The sequence below is a fragment of the Rhizobium sp. 01N424 genome, from assembly GCF_056399485.1.
The window spans coordinates 54,071-78,637 of the sequence record NZ_JBFTRK010000013.1 but is presented as its reverse complement, the minus strand read 5'-3'; the positions used below and the strand labels follow the sequence as shown (position 1 = coordinate 78,637).

Below are 24,567 nucleotides of genomic sequence, written 5' to 3'. Positions count from 1 at the left end.
ATATCCCAAGTCATGCTGGGCGGCCTAGCCAGCCGGGTGCTAGTTTATCGACCGGTCTCGCAGCAAAGGAGATACTGATATGAACACAGACGAGCTTTCCAACTTAGGAATTCCTGACAGCAAACTCAGTCGCGATGTGACGCAGTTTATTCGCGACACGGAGGGCGACCTGCTCTTCCATCATTCTGCGCGCGTCTTCTGTTGGGGCGCCATGACAGGCAACCGGAAAGGCATGACCTTCGATCCCGAGCTGCTCTACACGGCTGCGATGTTCCACGACATCGGCTTGACCGCGCACTACGAGAACAGCCAGCTGCGCTTTGAGGTCGATGGGGCCAATGCTGCCCGCGATTTCCTCAAGAGTTACGGCGTCACTAACAACGACCTGCAAATCGTCTGGAACGCGGTCGCTCTACACACGACGCCGGGCATACCGGAATTCATGGATCCCGAGATCGCGCTGCTTCAGAGCGGGGCCGGCATGGATGTGGCCGGCCGCGGCTATGATCAATTCACCGATGAGGAACGGCAGGCCGTTGTCAAAGCTTTTCCGCGTGAGGATAACTTTAAGCACGGGATCATCGACGCGTTCTATCACGGCATGAAGCACCGGCCCCACACCACTTTCGGCACCTTCAATGATGACGTGCTGGCATTCAAGGACCCGAAGTTTCAGCGGGTCGATATGTGCAGCGTCATCCTGGGTTCAAGCTGGCCCGGCTGATTCCGGCGGCGAATACTGGTTCAGGAAACCGACCGCGTATTACTATAGGGCCGTGCGCCAACAAGGAAATGCCGCCTTATCCGGTGGCGAGAGTGGCTTCTGGATTTAGTCTCAGGAGCCAGCTTATCGTTTTCGATCTCCTCGTTGGTTTCAGTCGCCGATGTCTTCATCTTGGGCGGTCCCCGTCGAGGGTCCGGCGATATCGATCTAGCTTCGCTAAGATTGCTGTCCAAGAACACCGTGATTGTCGCAGGACACTTTTTCCGAGCGATTGGCTGCTATTTTAGACAGAGAAATCTCTCTGAAAGGTGGCGTCGCCTTAACGGATTTTGCTGATCGAGGTGATATTCGACCAGCATGACCGAAGAACCGCTTGCCCGTTACCACCGCCATCGTTTTCCGGCCGAGATTATCGCCCATGCCGTGTGGCTTTATTACCGATTTCCGCTGAGCCTCCGCGATGTCGAAGACCTGCTTGCCGAACGCAGGATTGCAGTGTCGTTTCAGACAGTGTCGAAATGGGTGGTGAATTTTGGCCTCAAGTTCGCTTATCAACTCCGGCGGCGATCACGCGGCAACTTTGCCGACAAATGGCATCTTGGTGAACTTGTGGTATCGATCAAGGGCAGGAAATACTGGCTGTGGCGTGCCGTCGATGCCGAAGGCTTTATTCTCGATGCGCTTTTACAAAGCCGTAGGAACAAGTGCGCTGCGGCTGATCCGCAAACTGCTCAAAAGCCAGGGTGCCACGCCGAGGGGGATGGTCACCGACAAGCTGCGCTCCTATGCTGCCGCGAAAGCTGAGTTGATACCCGGCGTTGAGCATCGATCGCACAAGGGGTTGAACAACCGCGCCGGAAATTCTCATCTTCCGCTGCGGCGACGAGAGAGGCGGATGATGCGCTTCAAATCGGCGCGGCAATGTCAACGTTTCGTCTCGGTTCATGGCCAGGTCGCCAACCTCTTTCATCTCCATCGGAAACATCTCACTGCCGCAGACCACCGCCAACTCCGCGCCAGCGCCGTCAACACCTGGCGTGAAATCGCATTGTCGACCGTGCTCTGAAATTCGGGACGCGTGCCTTGCCCGCGGCTACGATCCGTAAAGGCGACGCCACCTTTGGGAGCTAGATCGCGCAGCAGATGCTCCTTAATGGACCGGATGGCAGGCGCCGAGGCGTGAGGGTTGCACCGGCCACTGGCTGCTATAGATCGACGTCCGCCGCCCGATGACGGGCGCTCCCCCGTTTTCGCCTGACAGTTCTAGTGCTGTCCGTACCGCAATCTGTCTTTCATCCGCGGAACTGCGAAATCCAGAAATGCGCGCAACTTGACTGGCACCTGGCGCTGACCGGGATAAATGAAGCTGACCGGGATGGCAGGCGGAGCGTGAGCGTCGAGAACGGTCACAAGCTTTTTCGCCTCGACCAGCTCATCGGCCAGGTAAGACAAAACGCACGCAATCCCCCCGCCGGCCAGCGCGGCGCTCAACGCTGCCTCGATCGAGTTGACGAGGAGGCGGCACGGCACCTCGACAGTCCGGCGCGCGGTGCCGGAGCCGAACTCCCAGCGCGTTCCGGTTGCCAGCCCCTCATAGCCAATGCAGCTATGCGCGGCCAGATCCGCAGGATGTTCCGGAACGTGCCGATCCGCGAAATAGGATGGACTGGCGCAGATGACCTGGCCGAACGAACCGGCGCGCAAGGCGATCATGCTGCTGTCTGGAAGTTCGCCGACGCGAAGCGCAAGATCGACGCCTTCCTCTCCCACGCTGATCTTGCGGTCGGTGAGTTGAACGCTGACGCGGATGTCGGGGTATTCGCGCAGGAATTCGGCAACGACCGGCATCACATGAACGCGCCCCAGAACCTGCGGCACGCTGACCGTAAGCAAGCCGCGCGGCATCTCGTATTCGCCGGCCGCATCGCGTTCCGCTTCGGCCAGGTCTTCGAGGATCCGTCGGCAGGAGGACAGATAGGTCTGCCCGGCCTGCGTGAGCGTGAGCTTGCGATTGCCCCGCACCAGCAGGCGAAACTTCAAATGGTCTTCGAGCTCGGACACCCTTCGACTCACCGTCGCCAGGGGAATACGCAGCCGCCTGCTGGCCGCCGACAGGCTGCCCGTTTCCACGGCCGCCAGAAATATTGTCATTGCCTCGAGGCGATCCATATCCTTCCACCTGTGAAAGGGTGCTTCTCGTTTTTAACGGCTGCTGCTCAGCCTTGGAAGGGTTTATTTTAAACCATGCCAAGGAAGGGTTGCTGCCATGAACCTCGAAACCATCAAGACGAAGAGTGCTGAAGGCGTCCTGTTTGCAGAGATCGACGCACCGCCGATGAACCTTATCGGCCCCGAACTGGTTCGGGATTTCGTATCGCTGATCGAACATGCCGAGAGCGACCCTGACATCAAGGTCGTCGTCTTCCGCAGCACCGATCCCGACTTTTTCATTTCCCACGTCGATGTGACCCGCGTCAGCGAGTATCGCAACGAGGCCGCAAGGCTCGCAGGCGAACCCTCCATCGGTCTCCTGTTCCGCCACCTCAGCCAGAGCCGCCTCATATCGATCGCCCAGATCGAGGGTCGCGCCCGGGGCGCCGGAAGCGAGTTCGTCCTTGCCTGCGACATGCGCTTCGCGGCCCGGGGTGCGGCGGTCTTCAGCCAGATCGAGGCTGCCTTCGGCGCGCTTCCGGGCGCCGGTGGCGTCCAGCATCTGGCCCCGCTTGTCGGCCGCGGCCGCGCGCTGGAGATCATGCTGTCCGCCGAGGATTATGATGCCGATACCGCCGAGCGCTACGGCTGGATCAATCGGGCGCTGCCGCCCCTGAAGCTTGCCGATTTTGTGACCGCGCTGGCCCATCGCATCGCGCGCTTCCCGGCTGCGGGGCTCGCCGCTATCAAGGATCGGGTGAACGCCGCCACCCTTGCGCCGATCGAGGACTTCCGGCGCGACTCCGACCTCTTCGGCGAAAGCCTGCGCCATGAAGAGGCCGGACGGCGCATTCGACGCGCATTCGAGCACGGCTTTCAGACGCGAGACGCAGAGCTTAGCCTTGCCCCCTTGCTGGGCTCACTGGATCAATGAGAGGATCGACCGATGTTTACGAAAAAAGACGTTCGCTTTCCCGCAGAGGGCGGTATCGAGTTATCCGCATGGCTCTACATACCGCAGGGCCAGCAGCAACCGCTTCCGGCCATCACCATGGCCCATGGCTATGCCGGTACGAAGTATCACGGCATTGATGCCTTTGCCGAAGCGTTCGCAAAGGCCGGTTTCGTGGTGCTGCTGCATGACCATCGCGGCTTTGGCGACAGCGGCGGTCAACCCCGCCATGACGTCAACCCGTGGCAGCAGATCACCGACTGGCGCCGGGCGATCTCGTATCTGCAGCAGCGCCCCGAAGTCGACGAAAATCGCGTCGGCCTGTGGGGAACGAGTTTCGCCGGCGGCCACGCCATCGTCCTCGGTGCGACCGACCGCCGCCTGAAGGCGATCGCGGCCCAGGTTCCAACGATCGACGGATATGCCTCGGGCCTGCGCCGGGTACCCTCGGAAAAAGTGGCCGATCTCGAAGCGCTGCTGGCCGCCGACGACCTTGCCCAGCTTCGCGGCGAGCCGCCCGCGATGCAGGTGATCGTCAGCACGGAGGCGGATCAGAACTCGTCCTACAAGGCAACCGACGCCGTGGACTTCTACCTGAAGAAAGCGCCCGCCGGAAAATGGGAAAACAAGGTCACGCTGCGCTCGACCCGCTGGGCCCGCATGTATGCCCCCGGCGAATGGATAGACCGCGTCTCCCCCACCCCGCTTCTGATGATCGTGGCAGAGCACGACCATACCGCGCCGACCGACCTCGCACTCAAGGCCTATGAGCGCGCCCTGCATCCCAAGCGTCTCGTCATGATCAAGGGCGGCCACTTTGACCCCTACGAGCGCGAATTCGAAACCTCATCGGGAGCCGTCATCGACTGGTTCCGGTCCCACCTTTGATAGACTGCAGGGACGTTGGGCGCTGGGGACCACGCAGCGAGAAACGGCCTGACGCCTCATGTGGCCGAATCCTACGCGCCGATGAACATCACCGTCTCCTATGCTAGCCAGGGCGGACGCCCAAGCCCTTCCTTATGATCATCGACTGGATTCATGTTGGAAGGGACTGGAATCGCGATGGCACGATGCGCGCCGTCGAAGACAATACGACCTGAAGGTTGCTTTGGAATTCATTCTGCCGGTGCCGCCGGCACTCGCCCCCAAGGGTTAGGTGCCCGCGAGACTGAAACCCTCCACCAAACACACGCCGCCCGTGCCGCATACCCCCATTCGGCTCGGAGCAACAACAGAAAGGACCTCGAAATGTCTGCAATGACTAGAACCCTCTTCGTTTCCCTCGGCCTCGCCCTGATGTCGACATCGCTGGCAGAGGCAAAGACCATGTCGCCGGCTGCCGTCGCAACGATCGGACAGCACAAGCTGCTGACGGCCGCCGATGGCCAGTCGCTTTACACCTTCGACAAGGACCAGCCCGGCAAGTCCGAATGCACTCTGCTCTGCGCTCTCGTCTGGCCTCCGTTCGAAGCACCGGCCGGGGCCAAGGCTTCCGGCCCCTGGAGCATCGTCACCCGGCCGACCGGCGTCACCCAGTGGGCCTATAACGGCGCGCCGCTCTATACCTACCACTTCGATTCCGAGCCGGGAGACGTCCATGGTGACGGCGCCGAAGGCGTCTGGCATGTCGCCCGGCCGTAACGGCATCGCGCCGGACCGTGGATGACGTGTCCCGCACTGGCAACAGGGCAAGCACAATCGGCCGCAAAGCACCCGACAAACTTGCCCTGCCGCGCAATTTGACTTGGAGGTCTCGATCTTCTGGCAGTACTAACCGTGTGGAGGATCGCCGGGTTCAGCAGGTCCCGCCTCGCGAGCGTCTTGCCCCGCGCGGCCCCAGGAGTTCCTGGTCGCTTTCGCGCCTCTCCGAAACGATCTACCGCAGCCTGTACATACAGGCCCGCGGGGCGCTGAAAAAGGAATTGCTCGAACACCTTAGGGCAAGACGAACAATCCGTCGTTCCCGGCATGCCAGCATGACACGGAGCGGCTTGGGACAGATCAAAGATGCGATTTCCATAAGCGAGAGACCTGCGTCTGTCGAAGACCGTGCCGTTCCCGGTCATTGGGAGGGCGATCTTATCGGCGGGTCGAGGAACAGCTACATAGCGACGTTGGTCGAGCGTCACTCGCGTTCTGTCATGCTGATCAAGGTCGCAAACAAGGATACCGAAAGCGTGGTCTCTGCCCTGATCAAGCAGTCGCAGAAACTACCGTGCGAACTTCAATCACTGACCTGGGATCGGGGCAAGGAACTGGCCGACCATCAGCGTCTGGCAATGGCCGCTGACGTTGAGATCTACTTCTGCGATCCCCGATCACCCTGGCAGCGCGGTTCGAATGAAAACACCAATCGATTGCTGCGCCAGTATCTCCCACGCCGCACCGACCTGTCCGAACACAGCCAAGCCAAGCTCAGTGCAAATAGCGCATGAGGATAGGTTGCGGAGGACTGCGCCCTCGGCCTCCGCAAGTGGCCGCGCTTCGCTTCATCGCCTTTCTCCGTTCGTTCGTATGGTAGGAACGTCCGTGAAATCCATTGATCGCCCGGGCTAGGCCCTGATCTCTCAGTCGGCGTTCGACGGCGGCGTCTGACAAAAAAGACCTTACGCGTTGAACCACTTGGTGGGATCCAGCCGGTGTGAAATGCGACGAGACGATGCAGCAAGGTTACTCGCAGTCTTCGTTGCGGATGCAGATGAGACGGCTCTTCCCTCTCAATCAAATGAATGGGATCCCGCGTCTAACAGCCCAGTGGAACTACAGCCTATTGCTCACAACGGAACCAACCGCTTGGTGAGGAGCCAACTTCATGCGGAGCGGCCCATCCGCCGGCTGGTGTGTTTTTATCTCCTGGTCTCGCAGGCGGTCTAACAGTCATGAGTCCATGCAGCAGCGCGCGACAGAACCCGTCATCTTGTGCTGCGCCGCGTGACGCGGCGCAGCGACTTGTTTTGGGTCAGGCGCCGGCGATCGCGCGCCGGACATCCTGGGCAAAGCCCTTGACGGTGAAGCCTTCAGGCAACTGATCGATCAAGATAAGGTCGGAGATCGAGTTCTTCGTGCGAAGCGGCAGGATAGCCTGGTATTCAGGCGAATTGTACCAGGTGTCAGCTGCTTCGCGGCTGGGAAATTCCATGAGGACGACGGCACCAGACCAAGTCCCCTCGACAACGGTCGCAGGTCCCTGCGCAAGCCATTTACCGCCAAATGGAGCAACTGTTGCTTCAACGCTTTCGAGATAAGTGAGGCCCTGGTCATTGGGAACGTCGCCGGGGATTCGCAGGTGGTTGATCAGATAAGTAGTCAAGGTTTAACTCCTGTTGATGGATCAAATTGGAAACTGTCGATGCTAGGCGAGTGAAGCCAAATGCGACTTTTCGAAGGGGAACAGCGCCTGGAAATCCCCCCGCCGCATGGCGTTCGGCCAGTTCGGGTTGCTGATGAGGGCTCGTCCGATTGCTATCAGATCGAATTCTTCCTCTTCCATGCGTCGCAACAGTTCCTCCAGCGTGCCGAGCGGTGCGCCATTTGACTCGCCGAGCAGCTGTTCGAGGAAATCGGCACCAGAGAGGCCAACCGAACCAACGCTGATCGTTGGCCGCCCTGTGATCTTGCGGGTCCATCCCGCGAGATTAAGTGAGGAGCCCGTAAATGCCGGCTCCCAAAAGCGCCTCGTCGACGCATGAAAAATATCGACCCCGGCGTCGCTGAGTGGGCCTAGAACCTGCTCAAGCTCCACAGCATCTCCCGCGAGCGTTGCCGCATAGTCCTGAAGTTTCCATTGCGAAAAGCGGAAGATGATCGGGAAGTCAGGTCCGACGGCCTGACGAACGGCCCGGACGACATCTGTCGCAAATCGCGTCCGTTGCGCCGCGTCGCCACCGTAAGCATCCGCGCGGCCGTTTGTGCGCGACCACAAAAACTGGTCGAGGAGGTAGCCATGGGCTCCGTGGAGCTCTACCGCGTCAAATCCAATCTTGCGAGCGGCCGCGGCAGCCGTGGCAAACGCCGCAATGCTATCGGCGATATCGGCATCGGTCATCGCCCTCGCCCCAGATTCCGTTTCGCTCGGGCCTTCAGAGGGCGTTTCCGGTGATGGTCCGGTCCCTTTTGCGCGGAGGTTGCCGAGATGCCAGAGCTGCGGCGCAATTCGCGACCCGGCAGCATGGACTTCCCTCACTACTTTTGCCCAGCCAACGAGGCTGTCGGGTGAATGGAAATTCGGGATAGACGAACTACTTGAGGCGGCAGGACGCCCGATAGTCGTGCCTTCGGTGATGATCAATCCGACACCACCCTCGGCGCGACGCCGATAATATTGCGATACATCCTCACCCGGAACGCCGTCTGGACTTAGCTTCCGCGTCATCGGAGCCATGACGATGCGGTTTCTCAGGTCCAATTGCCCAAGCTTAAAGGGACGGAAAAGGGGGGTGACGTTCATGGTGCAGAATCCTCAATTCGATCGCGCTTGCGTACTTGCTTTCGTGCCGACGCTCACGGGCGATCGGCCGAGATAGATGTTTGCTGGCTGAGCAGCCAACCTTTGGTTTCGTGGAGAATCTCTTCTGAGAGAGTGGCATCTTCGCTGATCCGCGAGAGGATCAAGGCGCCGATCATTGCGGACCAACTGCCGACCGCTATCTGTCGCCGCTGTTCGTCAGTCTTGCCGGCAGCCCCTGCCGCAAGAAAATCGATCTGGCTGCGAATGGCCTGCGACATCGCCGCACGGCTCGCATCATGTCCGCGGGCCGTCTCCGAGCCAAGGGCCGCAAATACACAGCCTGAACCGATGCTGTCCCGGTGCTCGGAGTTCAGGTAACTCTCTGCAAGTGCGGGAATGCCAGGAGCACCGTTGATCGCTGCCTCCTGCTGCACGGCTAAGGCTTGACTGATGGCTTGCGTAGCCAAATCCGACTTGTCCGAGAAATGCCTGTAGAATCCACCGTGCGTCATTCCAGCGGCTCTCATGACATCCGCCACGCCGACCTGCTCGATGCCCTTTTCTCGAAATAGCCGTCCTGCGGCCTGCAAGATCAGCTGGCGATTAGCGTCTTTCTTGGCTGCGCTGTTTCGCATGGCGGCTCACCTTCCCTATCAGATGGATGATAACAATCATCTAAACGTTCGCGGGCGGTTTTGCAAGGGGGCGCCGAAAGATTCATGCGAGTATCAGTGCTCCGGCGGGGTGACGCCACTTCCCCTCCAAGACTGGTTCTCATTCACGTACTGCTCAGAAGCCGCGCGGGTTTTGTCGCAAACGTTTGAAAAGATCGCAGAAGCGGCCATCGCTGGACACAGTTATGCAGCGAGTGCGGCGAATTGCTGAAATGCCGATTGGCCACTGGTTGAAAATTGGCGCTTGCGGATCATGTGAGCCACCTCGTTACCATCCAGGCCCCTGAACATTAAAGGGGCATCTGTGGACGCCCCGGGGAATGAAGGTTGAACAGCGGCCCTGCCGCATCTGGCTGAAAATCATTTACTGGCAGCACGACGAGATCCCAGCCTTACACCGGATCGGCGAACTCTAAGATGTCGAGAAGGCTAGCCAAACGACGGCAACGTAATGTCCATCTGGAAACAAAGTCATGCGGAGTGACGATCCTGCGAGGAAGCTGAGATTGGCTAAGGCCTCAGTGCGGGGTTAGCTTATGAGCTTTAACGAATGCAAGTACCGAGGCGAGGAATTCCTCCGGCTGCTCAAGATGAGCGAAATGGCCGCTATGGGCAAAGCGTACCAGCTCGGAATTTCGAAGGCTGTCATGCAGGGTTTCGCCCCATTTAGGCCCGCATATGAAATCGTGATCACCTGTAAGAATTAGCGTCCGCACGGAAAGATTTTGAAGTCTCGATCGAGCATCAAAGGGTTCGTTGTTGCCAATGAGAATTGTGGCGTTAATCCCTGCGCGAAACGCTTCAAGATCAAGCTTCTCTCGGACACCATCGGCAAAGTAAGCGGGGAGTAGGTCGCGCATTATCTTTGTATAGTCGTCATCGCTCGACATCTTAGGGACCGACTGCCAAGCTTGGAGTACCGCCGGCCCATCGGCGTGACGGCGATCAGCAAAGGCTTGAATGCCGTTTGCGGCGTTCCTCATAAAGTCATTGCCTGTCACCGCCGACGATGAGTACAAGATCATCCCCGATACGCGATCCGGGCTTCCGCTCGTATGTTCCTGGATGACAAAACCGCCATGCGAATGACCGAGAAGAATGACATTAGAAATGTCGAGCGTCTCAAGAAATCTGCGAAGCTGATTTGCAAAGAGTTCAATAGTGTAGCCGTGCGGATGTTCTGCTAATTGGCCTGAACCACCTGTACCAATCGGCTCAAGGTACACCATGGTAAAATGGCGCTCCAAGAGGGGCATGCGAAGATATTGCCAGTGAATTCCTGGGCCACCGGGATGAACCACGATCACCGGCCCTTTGCCCGTGACATGAAAACTTTGGCGAATTCCATCGATATCGACGACATGATGTCCGGAACTCAGGGTATTCAAAATCGACATTGATCAGCCTTTATCAACAGAGCGCATTCGTACTCACCGAATTACGCAATTAGCCTGAGCTAGCGAGCCCGACCACACACACTCCGGTGACAACACGATCTTTTGAAAGACGTCGAGTCTCCTGACCACTCGTGGCGTCGAACGGTCATCCACGGCTTGCATGGGAGCGGAATACAAGAACGCTAAACCAGCACCTGTGCAACGGCTGCAAGCTTCGCGCGATCAAAATAGCAAACACTGGCTTTGGCGTGCCGTTGATCGCCTTTGGAGTAGTCACGGAGGGGGCCTCACGCGCAGCTGATCTACGCTCCATTGCGCTCTGGATTGAAAAACAACCAAGCTGGTCCTATCTTCCGTTCGTAATTCTGACGGGGCGCGGCGGTGGTCCAGAACGCAATCCATCGGCGGCGACACTGTCGGAAATCTTGGGCAATGTCAGTTTTGTCGAGCGTCCATTTCACGCGACAACCTTCATCAGTATAGCCCGTTCCGCACTCAGGGGGCCGCGGCGTCAGTGTGAAGCGCGTCAACGCATCATCGACTTGGATTAAGGTGAGCGGCGGCGGCAAACAGCACTGGACGCTGGCAGCCGCCGGGATCGCAATCGTGAGTCGCGATTGCTCCCCATCGCCCACTGGCTGCTCGCGGCTGCCGAGAACGGCCTGAAAGCGCGTGACCGGTTGGCGCTGGCCGGCGATCGTAACTGGTTTCGTCGTGGCCCTAGCGATCCGTTTCGGGGCCTTGCATTGGAATTAGTCGCTGCCACACTACGGCGAGCCTTCCGGCGACACGTGACGGCCGCGACCCGGGCCCGGCGCCCCTTGCTTCCGGACGGCGGCAGGAGAAGACTGGCCCGCCATTAAGGACTGAAGGAGAAGAGAATGATAACTGGTTCGCAATGCCGGGCGGCGAGGGCACTCGTCGAGATCACCCGCGGCAAGCTCACCATCCGCTCCGGCATCGATGAAGCCGTCATCCGCGACTTCGAACACAAGCTCTACGAGCCTGACGACAAGACCATCGCGGCCCTCCAGGCAGCCCTTGAAGAACTTGGCGCGGTGTTCATCGAGGAGAACGGCGGCGGCATCGGGGTACGGCGTAAGTTCACGGAATCGGAAGCGAAGCGCATCGCCCGCATGGAGGGCGAGGGCGGGATAGTCGCGAACGACCGGGTGCCCTGATCTTCGGGACGCGCACCCGCATTCGCACCCTCGTCCGGAGTCCCGCGGCCCGCGCGGAAGCGCTATCGACTCATGCCTTCCGCCCCTTGGAAGGGGCGTACCGAAGGGACCCGCCACTTCCCGCCTCAAAGGCTTCGATCCCGGCGTGGGCTTCGGCCGACGACGTCGCGTTGCGAAGGCATTCCCGATAGCCAGGCTGGCGAAGCAGGCGGACGGGTCGCGACAGCGCGGGAACGAATCCTTCCCTGCTGTCGCGAGGCCATATCACGCCGAGCAGCAGATCGACTTTCCTGTCGTCGGGCGCGTCGAACGAGATGGGGTGCTTCAGTGTCGCGATGACGGCTGCAGACTCCGATATGCCATCGAGCATGGCGTGGGGGACCGCAACATCGTCACCCGTCGCCGTCGACCCAAGGCGCTCGCGCCGCAGGAGCACGTTCAGGATCGCTCCTTCGCTACGTCCGGTCCTGGCGGCGAGCTTCGTCGCGACCGCCCTGAGGGCAGAACGCTTCTCCGCTGACGGCACGCCTAGCGAAACCGTCCTCTCCGAGGAGTTCGCTGAGTTTCATGGCTGCCTCGGCAGCATGTCGCGTCTGCGCGGGTGGCGATGCGGGGCGGGGTGATCGAGCAGCGCCGCCGGCACGACGACGGACTCGATGCACCATGGGCAACGGGACGCCGCCCGCGGCAATGGACGGCTGCAGGAAAGGCAAACGCGCCTCGACCGGGATATTCTCATGTCACGCTCCATGGATGCGGCGCGCGCGCCGCGGAATGAACCGCATTGTCGAAAGAGTCCCGGAGCAGCCGTTTACATGCGGGAATATAGGGTGGGGTACCTGCTCCGGGAAAGGATTCGGCCTTTCCCGGCAAGCCTCGAGATCCGGATGAACGTTTCGATGCGCATGGTGGCGTCTACCTTACCTAGCCCGACCCGCGGACGGCGTACCGTCGCCGGAGGGGCACTTCGTTCAGATCACCAGAAAAGCGATGATCATCATGCTGAGGAGGCCCACGGCCACGATCGTCCTGGTCGTCATATCCATATCAGTCTCCATCACTGGTATCGGGCGGCCTCCAGGAGGCTGGCGGCATGCGCCGAGATCCGGGAATCCTGTGTCGCGGTCTCGATGTTCGAAGGGACGAGACCTTCGACGACGTGGGGGACGTCGTTCCGAGAGATGCCGATGTCTTCCAGTTGCCTGTCGTCGAGGCGATGAAACGCGGCCGCCGCCTGGCTGCGGTGCCAGCGTTCCATCGCGCGGGAGAAGAGACCCGCCAGTCTCGCGCGAAAACCGGATCGCGGGCCTGATACGGGACGGGTTCCTGATTGTTTGAATTCGGACATGATTGCCGCTCCATTCACGATGTTGATTGAGCCGCGCGCGCAAGAATGCGCTGGCGGCGTGCACGGCGTCTGGTGCGTTCACGTGGGAGCGCGCCATCGCGTTGTGCGTGATTGTCGTGTTGGGATCCCCGAGGCGGCGAACGCGTGCATTCGAGCCGCTCGGGGCTAGGAGCGGGTCAGGGATGGCGCTATAAAAGCAAACCAGTTGTTCTTCCGGATGAAGTTTAACATGGAAAATATATAACTATCTCAGATGGATATTGCAAGGGTAAAGCTTGAGTGCGGCCTTCCGTCGCTGATGGAAGCGTTATTATTCTGTTTGATTTTATATTTATATTTATATTTATATTTGCCATGGTGCGCGCCGTGAATACAATTCCATCATACGACTTTCCTTCCGGCGGCGGCCCAAAGCAGGCCTCTAGCCCTGGGCTGCGGCGAGCGCCCGGGACCAGCGCTGCCCTTTCCACAGTTCGAAGCATTCCCATCCAGGCGTCTGGCGCTTGGAAGAAGGAAAATCGAAATGGCGACCAGAAAAGGCAACCGCGAAGGTCGCAAGCCGAAGCAGCCGAAGGAGAAGCAGGTTCAGGCTCCTTCGACAGTGTCGGCGATCGCCAAGCCCGGACTAGGCGAAGCGGCGCTGACATCCGCATTCTGCGCGACGGCGTCCCTCATGAGACGCCGTCGCTGCTTCCATCCTGCGGCAGGGCCTTGCCTGGCACGGCGAGTATCCTGCGGGAAGGCACGGTCGCTTCCATCTCCGTACGGTCGCGATAGAGCGCCGCCCGCGCAAGCAACATCAGCGTGACCGGAGTGGTGACGGTGATGAACACACCGATCAGGATCTCATGTGCAACCAGCCTGGAATCCAGCGCCGAGAAGAAGACGATCGAGGCGAGAACGGTCGCGCCCGTGCCCCAGCTCGTCCCGAGGGTCGGTGCGTGCACACGCTCGAAAAAGCTCTCGAACCTCAGGGTCCCGATCGCACCTGCCAGCGTCAGGGCAGCCCCGAGAAGAATGAACATGGCCGTCAGAAGCGCGGCCCATGCAGGCAGGTCGGCTGCGTGGGTCATTCTATCACCTCGCCCCGCATGAGGAACTTCGCTAGCGCGACACTCGACGCGAAGCCCAGCACGCCGATGATGAGCGCCGCCTCGAAGTAGATCGTGCTTCCGGTCTGGATGCCGACGGTGAGGGCCAGAAGCATCGCAGTCACGTACATCGCGTCTAGGCACAGGACCCGGTCTTGCGCACGCGGGCCGCGGATCACCCGCCAGGCGTAGCATCCCATCGCGATTACCAGCATGGCCTGCGCGGCTGTTACGGCCCAAAGGAGGATGTCTGCCGTCATTCGAAAATCTCCATCAGCATGGATTCGTATCGGTTCTTGATCAGCGCGATCCATTCGTCCTTTTCGACAAGGTCGAGGACATGGATCAGGAGAACGCCCGTGTCGGTAGCATACTCGACCCACGCCGTGCCTGGCGTGCTGGTGACGATGCACGAGAGCACCGCCAGCCCCGTGCGGTCCCTAAGGTCGAGCGGTATGGCTACGAAACCCGAAACCCGCTTTCGGCGGTGGCCCTGCAGGATGATGGTCGTGACCGCTATGTTCGAGCGCAGGATGTCCAGCGCCACAGTTCCCGCCAGCCGTGGGATGAGCTCCCATCGTCTCCATCTTGGCTTCGAAGGCTGCAGGACCGCCATCGCGCGGGACGCCACCGTCGCGACTGCCGCTCCAAGCAGGAACTGTCCCAGTGAAAATGATGTCAACAGCATCCATGTCAGCAACAGCGCCGCGGTCAGCATGGGATAGGGCAGCAACCTGCTCATCTGGCACGGCTCCCACGCTCGTCCGCGCCCAGAACACCCTTAATGTATCTCGCCGGATCATTCAGCGAGCGGGCGGCCGCGTCCGTGTAACGGACCATTGCGCCTGCCCCCACCGTCATCGCCAGGCAGATGGCGAGAAGCGCAAGCACGGGAGCAACCTCCACCACCAGGACCCGCGGGACTATCGTCTCAAGTGGCGCCCAGAAGGTCCGGATGCCCGTCCTCATCATGGCGACGAGTGCCGCGAGTCCGGACAGAATGACGAGTGCGACCAACAGCCACGTCCTGCCCGGAATTTCCGCAGGACTTCCAAGGCCGTTCAGGTTGAGCATTCCGGTCAGCATGGAAAACTTCGCGACGAAGCCTGCCAGCGGCGGCAGTCCCGCGAGGAGCAGTGCGATGCAGCCGAACGACACGCCGAGGACGGCGAGGGCACCGGGCATGACGACGCGAACTTCCTCCTCTTTAGGTTCCTCGACCTCGTCCCTTTCATCGCCATACGCCTCGATCGTCACGGCCAGCAGGTCGGCTCCGGGTTCTCTCGCGCGCTCCACGAGTTCGATCAGCATGAAGAACGCGGCCGTGCTCAACGTCGAACTGACGAGATAGAACAGCGCTCCTGACACGACCGGCGCATCGCCCATTCCTGCGGCCGCGAGCAATGTTCCCGACGAAACGAGTACGCTGTATCCCGCCAGCCTGCCCATCGTCTGGGAAGCGAGAACGCCCGCAGTCGCAAATGTCAGCGTCGCCATGCCGCCCCACAGTAGCGCGATGCCTCCGAACCCGGTCAGCTCGCCCGCGGGGCTGCCGAAGAGCAGCAGCGTCAGGCGGAGCAGCACATATATCCCGACCTTGGTGAGGATGACGAAGATCGCGCCGACAGGAGCTGCGGCCGCCATGTAGGCCGACGGCAACCAGAACCCGAGCGGCCACATGCCCGCCTTCACCAGGAAGGCAACGCCGAGAATCGCCGCGCCTGCCTGAAGCAGCATCCGGTCCTCGGCGGGTACGCCCGGAATTCGAAGGGCCAGATCGGCCATGTTCAGCGTTCCCGTGACGCCGTAGATCAGACTTACGCCGATCAGGAAGAGCAACGATGCCCCGAGGTTGATGGCGATGTAATGCAAGCCGGAGCGGACCCGGAACGCGCCGGAACCGTGCAGCAGCAGCCCGTAGGACGCCGCCAGGGTGACCTCGATGAAGACGAAGAGGTTGAACAGATCCCCCGTCAGAAACGCGCCGCTCAATCCCATCAGTAGGAACTGGAAGAGGGTGTGGAAGTGCGGGCCAGCGCGGTCCCACCGGGCCACGGAAAACACCAGCGAAGCAAGGGCGATAGTAGACGCGAGCACCAGCATCAATGCTGACAGGCGATCCAGAACGAGGACGATCGCGAAAGGGGGGGGCCAGTCTGCGACGGCATAGGACAGCGAAATCGAGCCGGCCGCATCCGGACTCTGGTCGGCTGTGCGCATCAACGTCACAGCAACGACGAGGAGCAGCGTGGTCGACCCTAGGCTAACCAGCGCCTTCAGCGTGTGCCGTGTTTCCTCGAGCAGAAGGAGAGCTGCTCCGGCCAGGAGGGGCAGGAGGACCGGAACGACGAGTAGATGCCTTTCCCACTCCATCAACTCTTCTCCCGGCCGTCCACATGGTCGCTGCCCGACAGACCTCGGGACACAAGCAGGACCACCAGGAGGAGCGCGGTCGTCGCGAAGCCGATCACGATCGCGGTCAAGACCAGGGCTTGCGGGACAGGATCGGCGTAGTCGGCCGGATTGATGGTTCCCTCGGACCCCAGCACCGGAGCGGCGCCGACGCGCAGCCGCCCCATGGTGAAGATGAAGAGGTTCACGGCATAGGAAAGAAGGGAGAGACCGATCACGAGCTGGTAGGTGCGCGGCCGCAGGACCAGCCATACGCCGGACCCGGTCAGAACGCCGATCGCGATCGCGAGCATCAGTTCCATGACTGGCGCTCCTGCTCGAGGCGGGCCGCGCGGAGCCGGCGGATGGACTGGTGGGCAATCGCGATCAGCATCAGAACGGTGGCTCCGACCACGAGGCTGAAGACGCCGAGGTCGAAGATCGTCGCACTCGCCAGAGGGACCTTTCCGATCAGCGGAAGTTCCGCGTAGCGGAAATATGAGGTCAGGAAGGGATCGCCGAGAAGCATGGAAACGGTCCCGGTCAGCGCGGCCAGCAACAGTCCTGTTCCGATCCAGGCCACAGGAAGGATACGAAGCCTGTCTTCCACCCAGACCGTTCCCGCTGCCATGTACTGGAGAATGAAGCCCGCGGCCATTGCGATGCCTGCCGCGAAACCGCCGCCGGGAGCATCGTGGCCTCTCAGGAAAAGGTAGGCCGCGAGCACGATGACCACCGGGAACATCCACTGCATGATCACCGAAGGCACGTACATGTATTCAGCCGCCGTCGCGTCTGGCTTGCGGTCCGGTTCAGCTTCATCGTAGGCGCGCTGGACCTGCTGCTGTTCGGGTCGATCGACGCTGTCCGGAGCGGGGCGGAACCGCCGCAACAGCGCGAACACGGTCAGAGCCACGATACCCAGGACCGTGATTTCACCCAAGGTGTCGAAGCCGCGGAAGTCGACGAGGATGACGTTGACGACATTGCGGCCTCCCCCCTCAGTGTATGCCTTGTCGATGAAGAAGTGCGCGATGCTGTCCACGGGAGGCCGCGTCATCACAGCGTAGCAGATGGCCGTCATTCCCGCCCCGGCTGCGATCGCGATCGCCAGGTCGCGGAAACGACGCAGATGCGGCGCAATCCCGTTTGGCTGTGATACAGTCGGGGAGCGCTTGGGAAGCCATCTCAGGCCGAGCAGTATGAGGACCGTCGTTACGATTTCGACGACAAGCTGCGTTGCCGCAAGATCCGGAGCCGACAACCATAGGAAGGTGACACAGGTGACCAGTCCCGTGCCGCCCAGAAGCGCGAGCGCCGCCAGGCGATGGAACTTCGCAAGGTTCGCCGCTGCAACCGCGCATGCCATCCCTACGCACCAGAGTCCTGTGAAGGCGATGTCAGTCGTGCCCCAACCACCCGCGCTAAGTCCGACGCCCGAAGCGAGGATCGGGATCGCGCCCGCTGCCACGGCCGAAGCGACGAGCAGTCGCATCTGCGTCTGAAGCCGTCTCGTCCCGAAGACCTGTTCGACCAAGCGCGCCCACTTCCATGAGATGGTTACCATGACCAGTTCGAAGACGCGCTGTCCTTGAATCCGGTCGAGGACGGGCGCTCGTTCCGAACGTTCGAGATAGTCTCCCGCGACCAGGTAAAGCACAAAGCCGCCTCCCAGCGCCGCGGCACTCATCGCGAGCGGCAAGTTGAGCCCATGCCAGACCGCCAGGCTGTATTGCGGCGTGGCATCGCCGAGCACGGAGTATACGGCGACATGCAGAAAAGGTCCGACCGTCAGGCCAGGAATCGTTCCGACGATCAGGCACGCGACCACCAGGAACATGATGGGGAAACGCATCCAGAACGGAGGCTCGTGCGGTTCCTTGGGAAAGGTTTCCGGCGGCGCGCCGAGGAAGATCGAGTGGATAAGCCGGATCGAATAGGTGACCGCCAGAGCGCTGCCGAGCACCGCAGCATATGGCGCGATCGTGTCCACCCAGGAATCCGAATGGGTCTCGACGGCCTCCGCGAAGAACATCTCCTTCGACAGGAACCCGTTCAGCAGCGGCACGCCCGCCATCGCCGCGCTGGCCACCATGACCAGTGTTCCGGTTATCGGCATGTAGCGGAAAAGCCCGGACAGCTTGCGCAGGTCCCGGGTACCCGTTTCATGGTCGATGACCCCCGCCGCCATGAAAAGCGATGCCTTGAACGTGGCGTGGTTGAGCATGTGGAAGATGGCCGCCACGGCCCCTAGCGGGCTTCCGAGGCTGAGCAAGAGAACGATCAGTCCCAGGTGGCTGATCGTGGAGTAGGCGAGCAGGCCCTTCAGATCCTGCTGGAACATGGCGAGGTAGGCGCCCAACACGAGCGACGCCATCCCGGCGATACCCAGGATCGTGAACCATTCCGGAGTTCCCGCGAGCACTGGCCACAGCCGCGCAAGGAGGAACACGCCGGCTTTCACCATGGTTGCCGAATGCAGGAAAGCCGAGACGGGTGTGGGGGCTGCCATGGCGTTCGGCAGCCAGAAATGAAACGGAAACTGCGCGCTTTTCGTGAGGGCACCGAGAAGGACGAGCAGGAGCGCGGGTACGTAGAGATCGTTGTCCCTAATTGCATTGCCGGAGGACAGGACAGCGTCCAGATCATAGCTGCCTACGATATGCCCAATGATCAGCACGCCCCCGAGAAGCGCCGGGCCCCCGATACCCGTTACGGTCAGCGACATACGCGCACCGTCGCGCGCCGCCTGGTTATGGTGCCAATAGCCGATGAGAAGGAAGGAGGTGATGCTGGTCAATTCCCAGAACACGACCAGGACGATGAGGTTGCCTGACAAGATGACGCCCAGCATCGAGCCCGTGAATGCGAGGAAGAACAGGTAGAATCGCCTTACCGGATCTTCGGGCGAAATATAGTAGCGGGTGTAGATGACGACGAGGAAACCGATTGCGCTTACCAAAAAGGCGAAGATCCAGGCGAACCCATCCATCCTGAGGGTGAATTCGACCCCAAGCGACGGCATCCAGGCGGTCCTGTGGTGGAAGGTGCCCCCATTGCTGACTGATGGGTAGAGCGACAGCGTCAGCGCCAGGCATGCGGAGGTCGTCGCCCCGGCAAGCCATGTGGCAGGAGCGCGCGAGTCTGACGGCAGGAGCAACGCCGCAAGCCCTGCCAGGAAGGGCAGGGCCACGATCAGAAGTAGCTGGTAGTTCTCCATTCCGCCTCTTGAAACAGATCAATCCCGGCCACTCTACGTGATCCGCCAATCGACGACAACGACCGCGCTCGACTACGGCCGACCGTACACCTGTTCATCGTCTGCCGTCGTTGAGCGCGGTGCGGCCGCTAGGCAGCCGATGGACCAGGATCGTCGAACCCCTCCAGGGAGTCGGCGGCGAGAGGCGCCCGGTCGTAGAATGCGCCGCGAACCAGCCTCAGCGAAGGCCTGCCGGGAGGGGCACAGCGAGCCTCTCCAAGGCTTCCTGTTCACGCCTCGCGGACTCCGGCTGGTATTGGACCTTCTCGAGCAGTATCCGCTCCTCCACGCCGTCTCTGTTCGTGAACATGAAGTGCTCGCCCTCAGCGAGGCCGAGAAGCGCCAGTCCACGCAAGGTGGTGACGGGCAGGAACATCCCTACCGGAGACGTCATCCTGTCGTGCGAGATAATGCGCGTATCGGGATCGCGCCCGTTCACGCTGAACGTGACGCGGCTGCTCATGGTGGCGACATCGTCCGGAACGTCGTCGCGGAACATGACGATGGCGGATTCGATCTTGCGCTTGAGGATCGGCGCGAGCGGATCGTCCTGGCCGAGGCAGCGGTCGCGCATGAGCTCGACGATCCTGAAGCCCTTCGTGGTGAGAATGCAGGTTTCTTTTGACATCGTAGTTCTCCATTGCTCCGCCTGGGAGCGGTAAGTCGGGACGAGGTGGAGAACCCCTGGCCGCAAGGGTGCGGCACAGGGGGCTACGATCCTGCGATGAGGCATCCTCCGTAAAGCGAGAGGCGGCTGAGAGGCATCGACATGGTCATGCCGTCCGCAGTTCGGGCTGCGGCCGTGGCGGCCGTGCGACATTGTTCTGTCCGACATGCTCGACGGTCAGCCTGTGGACGCGGCCGTCGCGCGACGTCCAGTCGATCGACTGGGAGGCTGAGAGGCCGATCAGGGCCGCGCCGATAGGCGTCAGGACCGACACTTTTCCCATCGCGATGTCAGCCTCTCCGGGGAACACGAGCGTGACGGTACGGTCCTCGCCCGCGTCGGTGGTGAACCGCAGCGTCGAGCCCATGCGGACGACGTCGGCTGCGATGCGCCTGTCCTCCACTACGCGGGCGCGGTCGAGTTCGGCGAGGAGTTGCTCGGACAAATCCGGATCCCTGGCAGCGCGGGATTCGGCAAGGCGCGACAGGCTTTGATGGTCGGAGCGGGTCATGGTGATTGCAGGCTTGCGCCTGCCCGTGGTGGTGGTCATTTTCAAAACTCTTCCAAACTGATCGAACCGCGGGCGCGACAAGGGCGCCAACGGCTGAAGGACTGCCATTATGGATTGGTTTGTCGCCGTTCCTACAATGCCGCGTATCGCAACGCGTGTAGGCATATGCCCCGCGGCCGGGGCGCGACGCGACCGAGCCGGGGGTTAGGTGCCCGCGATGGGGAACGCCCGTTCAAGGGGGAGGATGCAGCGATCGGTCGACATGTTGCCACAGGACGTGGGACACCCCGGACGCAAAGTCAAGTCGGGCGAATTTTTGCTCTAGCATCCGGCGGGAGGATGCTGGACGGTGCCGCCACGGCTGCTTGACAAGCATGCCGATAACTCCCACCTCTCGGGGATGACCAGCGTCTTCCCCCTCAGCGTAATTCTCTTCAGGGTGTGCCCCATCGCGGGCAACTAGCCCCCTGTCGGGACATGTTGCGCCCGGCTGTGGGGCACAATGCTGGTGGCGGCCGATAGGCGCCGCGCAGGCAATCTTCGTCCTAGCACGATGATAAGGACCGTCGACACGCATTGGGCGGGGCGGTCATCGCACGACGTACGCCGGAAACGGACCCGTCACGACAAGTGGCTCAAGCCGCTGATCGCGCCGACGCGCTTCCGCGTCCGGCGATATCCCCGCGCACTCCGAGCCAGAACAGCGCGCCGAACAGGCGCCGAATTGAAGATTGAACAGTCTCATGAACAACAACGAATGGCTGGTTCAAGGCAGGATTACGGGGCCCCTCGTCATGATCGGGTTCGGCTCTATCGGAAAAGGCATGCTGTAGCCGCTGGAGCGCCATTTCGAGTTCGACCGCTCGCGCTTCGTTGTCATCGATCCCAACGACGCGGACCGCGCGCTCCTCGATGCGAAGGCATCCGCTTCGTCCATGCGGCGGTCACGGTTGTGGCGGACCGCTTCTGTCACGATGTCCTCGGGTTCGACGTGGCCGTCGATTATCCCGGCGCAACGTTCTATGGCAGCGGCGTCCATCCGGGACGGCCGGGCTAGAGGAGGTGGAGATCATCGCTCGGGACGCCGATGTGTTCGCAAGCCTCGTCGCACCGCAATAAAGGTCCGGAAGTGAAAGGCGGCCACGCCTTGAGACTAAAGGGCGGCTCGTGATCCGCGGCCGCCACACTGCGGCAACCAAAGATCGCGAGTCGGGAGAGGTGGCCGACTTCGCGCCTTCCCCGGTCAAAGCGGAATTCCGAGCGTCGAGCAAAGCACGTACAACGGCGGGACTTCGCTCTGCGTATTGGCAAAATGCACCAGGCGGAAATCCCTGAGCGGTTGTTCATACGTGTAAGTGACCACGAAAGGCCTGTTATCAGGGTATCTGGGATAATCCGGAAAGTCGGACTTCACCCTGACCCATCCACATACCGTCATCTTGCCGGACCGGGAAACGACGGCGCGAACGGTCGAGAACAGTGCGTCCGGGGTCTTGAGCGCGGCGAGGAGGTCGGACTTGATCCGATGTTTTTCTGCATCCGTGAGGTGGTGTGGCGTGCTGGAATCGGGTTCGTCTTTTGGCGCGGTGACACATCCCGTCAAGAAGATAAGCGATCCCGCCGAAATCAGCATAGCTAAGCGCATTTCCGTCCTTCTAACCTAAAGCCGAGGTGCGTGCAAAAGGGGTGATGTAAGAGCGGTGATATCCGTAGCCGTTTCATACTGGTACTCTGCAAGCCGACAGATTTTGTACCACTTGCCGAGACAGGGGTAGTTCGAGCGAGTGGATTGCATTCACACCTGTCTTTTACATCGCTCTCTCCGTTCAAGACTGCACAGTTCGACAGACGCCTACCTGTCCACATCAGTCGTCGGCCCTCTCCTTGCGTTGCCATGCCTTGATTTGGACTTTTCATTTTTTCGCGGTATCTTCCTTCCACCCGGCGCAACATAGGGGTTCGGCATGGCCTTGAACGTCACCGTCGCGTACGCGAGACCGCTTCATCCGGTTCACGCCATGCTGCTCGCATTTCCGCTTGCGCTCTTCGTTGCAGCGCTTTTCAGCGACATCACCTACTTTAACACGTTCCAAGTCCAGTGGTCCAACTTCTCCTCTTGGCTGATCGCGGGAGGCCTTGTGGGGAACGGGTTCGCCCTCCTTTGGGCGCTGGTCGATCTCATTCGCTTTCGGCGCGGCGGCCTTACGCTGCCGCTTGCCTACTTCGCCGTGCTGCTGGGCTCGTTCGTGCTGGGCTTCATTAATGCATTGGTACATGCCAAGGATGCTTGGGCCGTCATGCCGGCGGGGCTTTACTTGTCCGTGGTTGTGGCGCTGGTGGGCCTCTTGGGCGCCTGGCTCGGCTATTCTGGATGCCGCTCGCTGGAGGTGAGCTAATGCGAAGGAGTTTCGTACTCGCGGCATTCGCCGTCGTCCTAGCCGCCTGCAGCGACGCCGGAGAGCCGCCGCAATACGGTCCCGACCCCAATCTCCCGGTGCCGCGGCGGGGGCTGCTGCCGGACATGAGGATCGCCCTGCCTGCGCAGTGGGGGGATGAACTGCCGACTGTTCCGGCGGGGTTCACGATCCGGCCCATCGCGACGGACCTTGCGGTGCCTCGCCAGACGCTGGTGCTGCCCAACGGAGACATCCTGGTGGCAGAGGGCTCCGGCGGGGGCGCTCCCTCGCTGCGGCCCAAGGACGTTATCGCGAACTACATCAAGGCCCTGGGCAAGACGGACAAGAAGGGCGGAAACCGCCTGACGCTACTGCGCGACGCCGACGGGGACGGCACCTACGAGATGCGTGGCATATTCGCCGACAATCTCAACGCGCCCTATGGCCTCGCCTTCGTGGACGGCTTCATCTACGTAGCGAACCAGGACTCGCTCGTGCGCTTCGACTACCAGGATGGTCAGACGGAGGCGTCAGGTCCCCCGGTCAAGGTCACGGACCTGCCGTCCGTGATCAATCACCACTGGACGAAGGCTTTGACCGCCAGTGCGGACGGCCGCTTCCTCTATGTCGGCATCGGCTCCAACAGCAACATCACCGAACGAGGGCTGGATGCCGAACTCGATCGCGCGATGGTCTGGCAGATCGATGCCCAGAGCGGCGCCCACAAGTCCTATGCGACGGGATTGCGCAACCCCACCGCGCTAGCGATCCAGCCTGGCACCGACCAGCTTTGGGCCGTGGTCAACGAACGCGACGAGATCGGCCCCGATCTCGTGCCCGACTACCTGACCTCAGTCCGGGAAGGCGCCTTCTACGGCTGGCCCTATAGCTATTGGGGCCAGAACGTCGATCCAAGAGCCCAGCCTCAGGACCCCGAGAAGGTCGCCGCTGCGATCAAGCCGGATTACAGCCTCGGCTCGCACGTGGCGGCCCTTGGCCTGGCCTTCTCGATGCCCTCCATGGGTGAAGGGTTCACCGACGGAACCTTCGTGGGAGAACATGGGAGTTGGAACCGTACGCCGCCAAGCGGATACAGGGTCGTTTTCGTCCCGTTCAAGGACGGCAAGCCCGTCGGAGACCCGGTAGACTTCGCAACGGGCTTCCTGACCGAAGACGGGAAGGCACGGGGAAGGCCTGTCGGGGTTACCGTCGACCCACGCGGCGCGTTGATCGTTGCAGACGATCTCGCGAATACCATCTGGCGCATCACTCGGTCTGCCACGGCCGCGCCGGCTGGATAACTTCGCGTCGCGGCCGATCCGCGCAGCTCGTCAGGTAGGCGACTTGGATCAGCCTGCCTCACCAACAAGTGATA

Annotated in this window: 22 protein-coding genes and 7 pseudogenes; 12 read left to right on the top strand and 17 right to left on the bottom strand. The window is 61.1% G+C overall.

The window, feature by feature from the left end; genetic code table 11:
- The first annotated feature begins 79 nt into the window (after nt 1–79).
- The gene (locus tag AC1DNK_RS25555) at nt 80–724 is read left to right on the top strand and encodes an HD domain-containing protein (RefSeq protein WP_477943914.1); all 645 of its coding nucleotides are present in this window, start codon (nt 80–82) and stop codon (nt 722–724) included.
- Between the two features lie 357 nt (nt 725–1,081).
- Nucleotides 1,082–1,790: pseudogene (locus AC1DNK_RS25550) on the top strand (IS6 family transposase).
- Nucleotides 1,791–1,987: 197 nt separating this feature from the next.
- On the opposite strand, the gene AC1DNK_RS25545 reads toward AC1DNK_RS25550, so the two are convergent.
- On the bottom strand, nt 1,988–2,893 hold the full coding sequence (locus AC1DNK_RS25545) for a LysR family transcriptional regulator (protein ID WP_477943913.1): 906 nt from the start codon (nt 2,891–2,893) through the stop codon (nt 1,988–1,990).
- A gap of 97 nt (nt 2,894–2,990) precedes the next feature.
- On the opposite strand from AC1DNK_RS25545, the gene AC1DNK_RS25540 reads away from it, so the two are divergent.
- The 5 genes and pseudogenes from AC1DNK_RS25540 to AC1DNK_RS25520 form a co-directional block, all read left to right on the top strand.
- Nucleotides 2,991–3,809, top strand: a complete 819-nt coding sequence (locus AC1DNK_RS25540; protein ID WP_477943912.1) for an enoyl-CoA hydratase/isomerase family protein — start codon at nt 2,991–2,993, stop codon at nt 3,807–3,809.
- 12 nt (nt 3,810–3,821) lie between these two features.
- The gene (locus tag AC1DNK_RS25535; RefSeq protein WP_222350367.1) at nt 3,822–4,715 is read left to right on the top strand and encodes an alpha/beta hydrolase; all 894 of its coding nucleotides are present in this window, start codon (nt 3,822–3,824) and stop codon (nt 4,713–4,715) included.
- 45 nt (nt 4,716–4,760) lie between these two features.
- A pseudogene (locus AC1DNK_RS25530) lies at nt 4,761–4,986 on the top strand (hypothetical protein); the annotation flags it as partial.
- A gap of 101 nt (nt 4,987–5,087) precedes the next feature.
- On the top strand, nt 5,088–5,471 hold the full coding sequence (locus AC1DNK_RS25525; protein ID WP_477943911.1) for a COG4315 family predicted lipoprotein: 384 nt from the start codon (nt 5,088–5,090) through the stop codon (nt 5,469–5,471).
- 17 nt (nt 5,472–5,488) lie between these two features.
- Nucleotides 5,489–6,253, top strand: a pseudogene (locus AC1DNK_RS25520) (IS30 family transposase); the annotation flags it as partial.
- A gap of 536 nt (nt 6,254–6,789) precedes the next feature.
- Here the strand turns inward: AC1DNK_RS25520 and AC1DNK_RS25515 are convergent.
- The 5 genes and pseudogenes from AC1DNK_RS25515 to AC1DNK_RS25495 form a co-directional block, all read right to left on the bottom strand.
- Complete coding sequence (locus tag AC1DNK_RS25515; protein ID WP_056541577.1) at nt 6,790–7,140, bottom strand: DUF1330 domain-containing protein; 351 nt, start codon at nt 7,138–7,140, stop codon at nt 6,790–6,792.
- A 42-nt stretch (nt 7,141–7,182) separates the two neighbouring features.
- Complete coding sequence (locus AC1DNK_RS25510) at nt 7,183–8,277, bottom strand: NADH:flavin oxidoreductase (RefSeq protein ID WP_064647181.1); 1,095 nt, start codon at nt 8,275–8,277, stop codon at nt 7,183–7,185.
- A gap of 53 nt (nt 8,278–8,330) precedes the next feature.
- The gene (locus AC1DNK_RS25505) at nt 8,331–8,912 is read right to left on the bottom strand and encodes a TetR/AcrR family transcriptional regulator (RefSeq protein WP_064647179.1); all 582 of its coding nucleotides are present in this window, start codon (nt 8,910–8,912) and stop codon (nt 8,331–8,333) included.
- 222 nt (nt 8,913–9,134) lie between these two features.
- Nucleotides 9,135–9,230 (bottom strand): annotated as a pseudogene (locus tag AC1DNK_RS25500) (IS6 family transposase); the annotation flags it as partial.
- Nucleotides 9,231–9,469: 239 nt separating this feature from the next.
- Nucleotides 9,470–10,348, bottom strand: a complete 879-nt coding sequence (locus AC1DNK_RS25495; protein WP_477943910.1) for an alpha/beta fold hydrolase — start codon at nt 10,346–10,348, stop codon at nt 9,470–9,472.
- 221 nt (nt 10,349–10,569) lie between these two features.
- Between AC1DNK_RS25495 and AC1DNK_RS25490 the strand changes: the two are divergent.
- Nucleotides 10,570–10,896 (top strand): annotated as a pseudogene (locus AC1DNK_RS25490) (hypothetical protein); the annotation flags it as partial.
- A 333-nt stretch (nt 10,897–11,229) separates the two neighbouring features.
- Entirely contained in the window at nt 11,230–11,529 is a 300-nt protein-coding gene (locus AC1DNK_RS25485; protein WP_477943909.1) for a helix-turn-helix domain-containing protein, read from the top strand.
- A 70-nt stretch (nt 11,530–11,599) separates the two neighbouring features.
- On the opposite strand, the pseudogene AC1DNK_RS25480 reads toward AC1DNK_RS25485, so the two are convergent.
- From AC1DNK_RS25480 to rnk, 10 genes and pseudogenes are all read right to left on the bottom strand, one after another.
- Nucleotides 11,600–12,061, bottom strand: a pseudogene (locus AC1DNK_RS25480) (PTS sugar transporter subunit IIA); the annotation flags it as partial.
- A gap of 525 nt (nt 12,062–12,586) precedes the next feature.
- Nucleotides 12,587–12,877, bottom strand: a complete 291-nt coding sequence (locus AC1DNK_RS25475) for a DUF1127 domain-containing protein (RefSeq protein ID WP_477943908.1) — start codon at nt 12,875–12,877, stop codon at nt 12,587–12,589.
- Nucleotides 12,878–13,548: 671 nt separating this feature from the next.
- Nucleotides 13,549–13,950, bottom strand: a complete 402-nt coding sequence (gene mnhG, locus AC1DNK_RS25470) for a monovalent cation/H(+) antiporter subunit G (RefSeq protein WP_477943907.1) — start codon at nt 13,948–13,950, stop codon at nt 13,549–13,551.
- Nucleotides 13,947–14,228 carry a K+/H+ antiporter subunit F gene (locus AC1DNK_RS25465; protein ID WP_477943906.1) on the bottom strand — a complete coding sequence of 94 codons (282 nt, stop codon included), beginning with the start codon at nt 14,226–14,228 and terminating at the stop codon, nt 13,947–13,949. Before AC1DNK_RS25465 ends, mnhG begins: the two co-directional genes overlap by 4 nt.
- Nucleotides 14,225–14,710 (bottom strand): Na+/H+ antiporter subunit E, encoded by a 486-nt coding sequence (locus AC1DNK_RS25460; RefSeq protein WP_477943905.1) that lies wholly within the window; start codon nt 14,708–14,710, stop codon nt 14,225–14,227. The genes AC1DNK_RS25465 and AC1DNK_RS25460 overlap by 4 nt, the downstream gene beginning before the upstream one ends.
- On the bottom strand, nt 14,707–16,341 hold the full coding sequence (locus AC1DNK_RS25455) for a monovalent cation/H+ antiporter subunit D (RefSeq protein ID WP_477943963.1): 1,635 nt from the start codon (nt 16,339–16,341) through the stop codon (nt 14,707–14,709). Before AC1DNK_RS25455 ends, AC1DNK_RS25460 begins: the two co-directional genes overlap by 4 nt.
- Entirely contained in the window at nt 16,341–16,682 is a 342-nt protein-coding gene (locus tag AC1DNK_RS25450) for a Na+/H+ antiporter subunit C (RefSeq protein ID WP_477943904.1), read from the bottom strand. The genes AC1DNK_RS25455 and AC1DNK_RS25450 overlap by 1 nt, the downstream gene beginning before the upstream one ends.
- Nucleotides 16,673–19,579, bottom strand: a complete 2,907-nt coding sequence (locus AC1DNK_RS25445; protein ID WP_477943903.1) for a monovalent cation/H+ antiporter subunit A — start codon at nt 19,577–19,579, stop codon at nt 16,673–16,675. The genes AC1DNK_RS25450 and AC1DNK_RS25445 overlap by 10 nt, the downstream gene beginning before the upstream one ends.
- 217 nt (nt 19,580–19,796) lie before the next feature.
- A complete protein-coding gene (locus AC1DNK_RS25440) occupies nt 19,797–20,246 on the bottom strand; it encodes a GreA/GreB family elongation factor (protein ID WP_477943902.1) in 450 nt (149 codons plus the stop codon).
- A 145-nt stretch (nt 20,247–20,391) separates the two neighbouring features.
- Nucleotides 20,392–20,835: a nucleoside diphosphate kinase regulator gene (gene rnk, locus AC1DNK_RS25435; protein WP_477943901.1), complete on the bottom strand. Its 444-nt coding sequence runs from the start codon at nt 20,833–20,835 to the stop codon at nt 20,392–20,394.
- 704 nt (nt 20,836–21,539) lie between these two features.
- Between rnk and AC1DNK_RS25430 the strand changes: the two are divergent.
- A pseudogene (locus AC1DNK_RS25430) lies at nt 21,540–21,745 on the top strand (saccharopine dehydrogenase NADP-binding domain-containing protein); the annotation flags it as partial.
- A 294-nt stretch (nt 21,746–22,039) separates the two neighbouring features.
- On the opposite strand, the gene AC1DNK_RS25425 reads toward AC1DNK_RS25430, so the two are convergent.
- Nucleotides 22,040–22,441 carry a hypothetical protein gene (locus AC1DNK_RS25425; protein WP_477943900.1) on the bottom strand — a complete coding sequence of 134 codons (402 nt, stop codon included), beginning with the start codon at nt 22,439–22,441 and terminating at the stop codon, nt 22,040–22,042.
- Between the two features lie 319 nt (nt 22,442–22,760).
- On the opposite strand from AC1DNK_RS25425, the gene AC1DNK_RS25420 reads away from it, so the two are divergent.
- Nucleotides 22,761–23,192, top strand: a complete 432-nt coding sequence (locus AC1DNK_RS25420; protein ID WP_477943899.1) for a DUF2231 domain-containing protein — start codon at nt 22,761–22,763, stop codon at nt 23,190–23,192.
- Nucleotides 23,192–24,493 carry a PQQ-dependent sugar dehydrogenase gene (locus AC1DNK_RS25415; protein WP_477943898.1) on the top strand — a complete coding sequence of 434 codons (1,302 nt, stop codon included), beginning with the start codon at nt 23,192–23,194 and terminating at the stop codon, nt 24,491–24,493. Before AC1DNK_RS25420 ends, AC1DNK_RS25415 begins: the two co-directional genes overlap by 1 nt.
- Nucleotides 24,494–24,567: the final 74 nt, after the last annotated feature.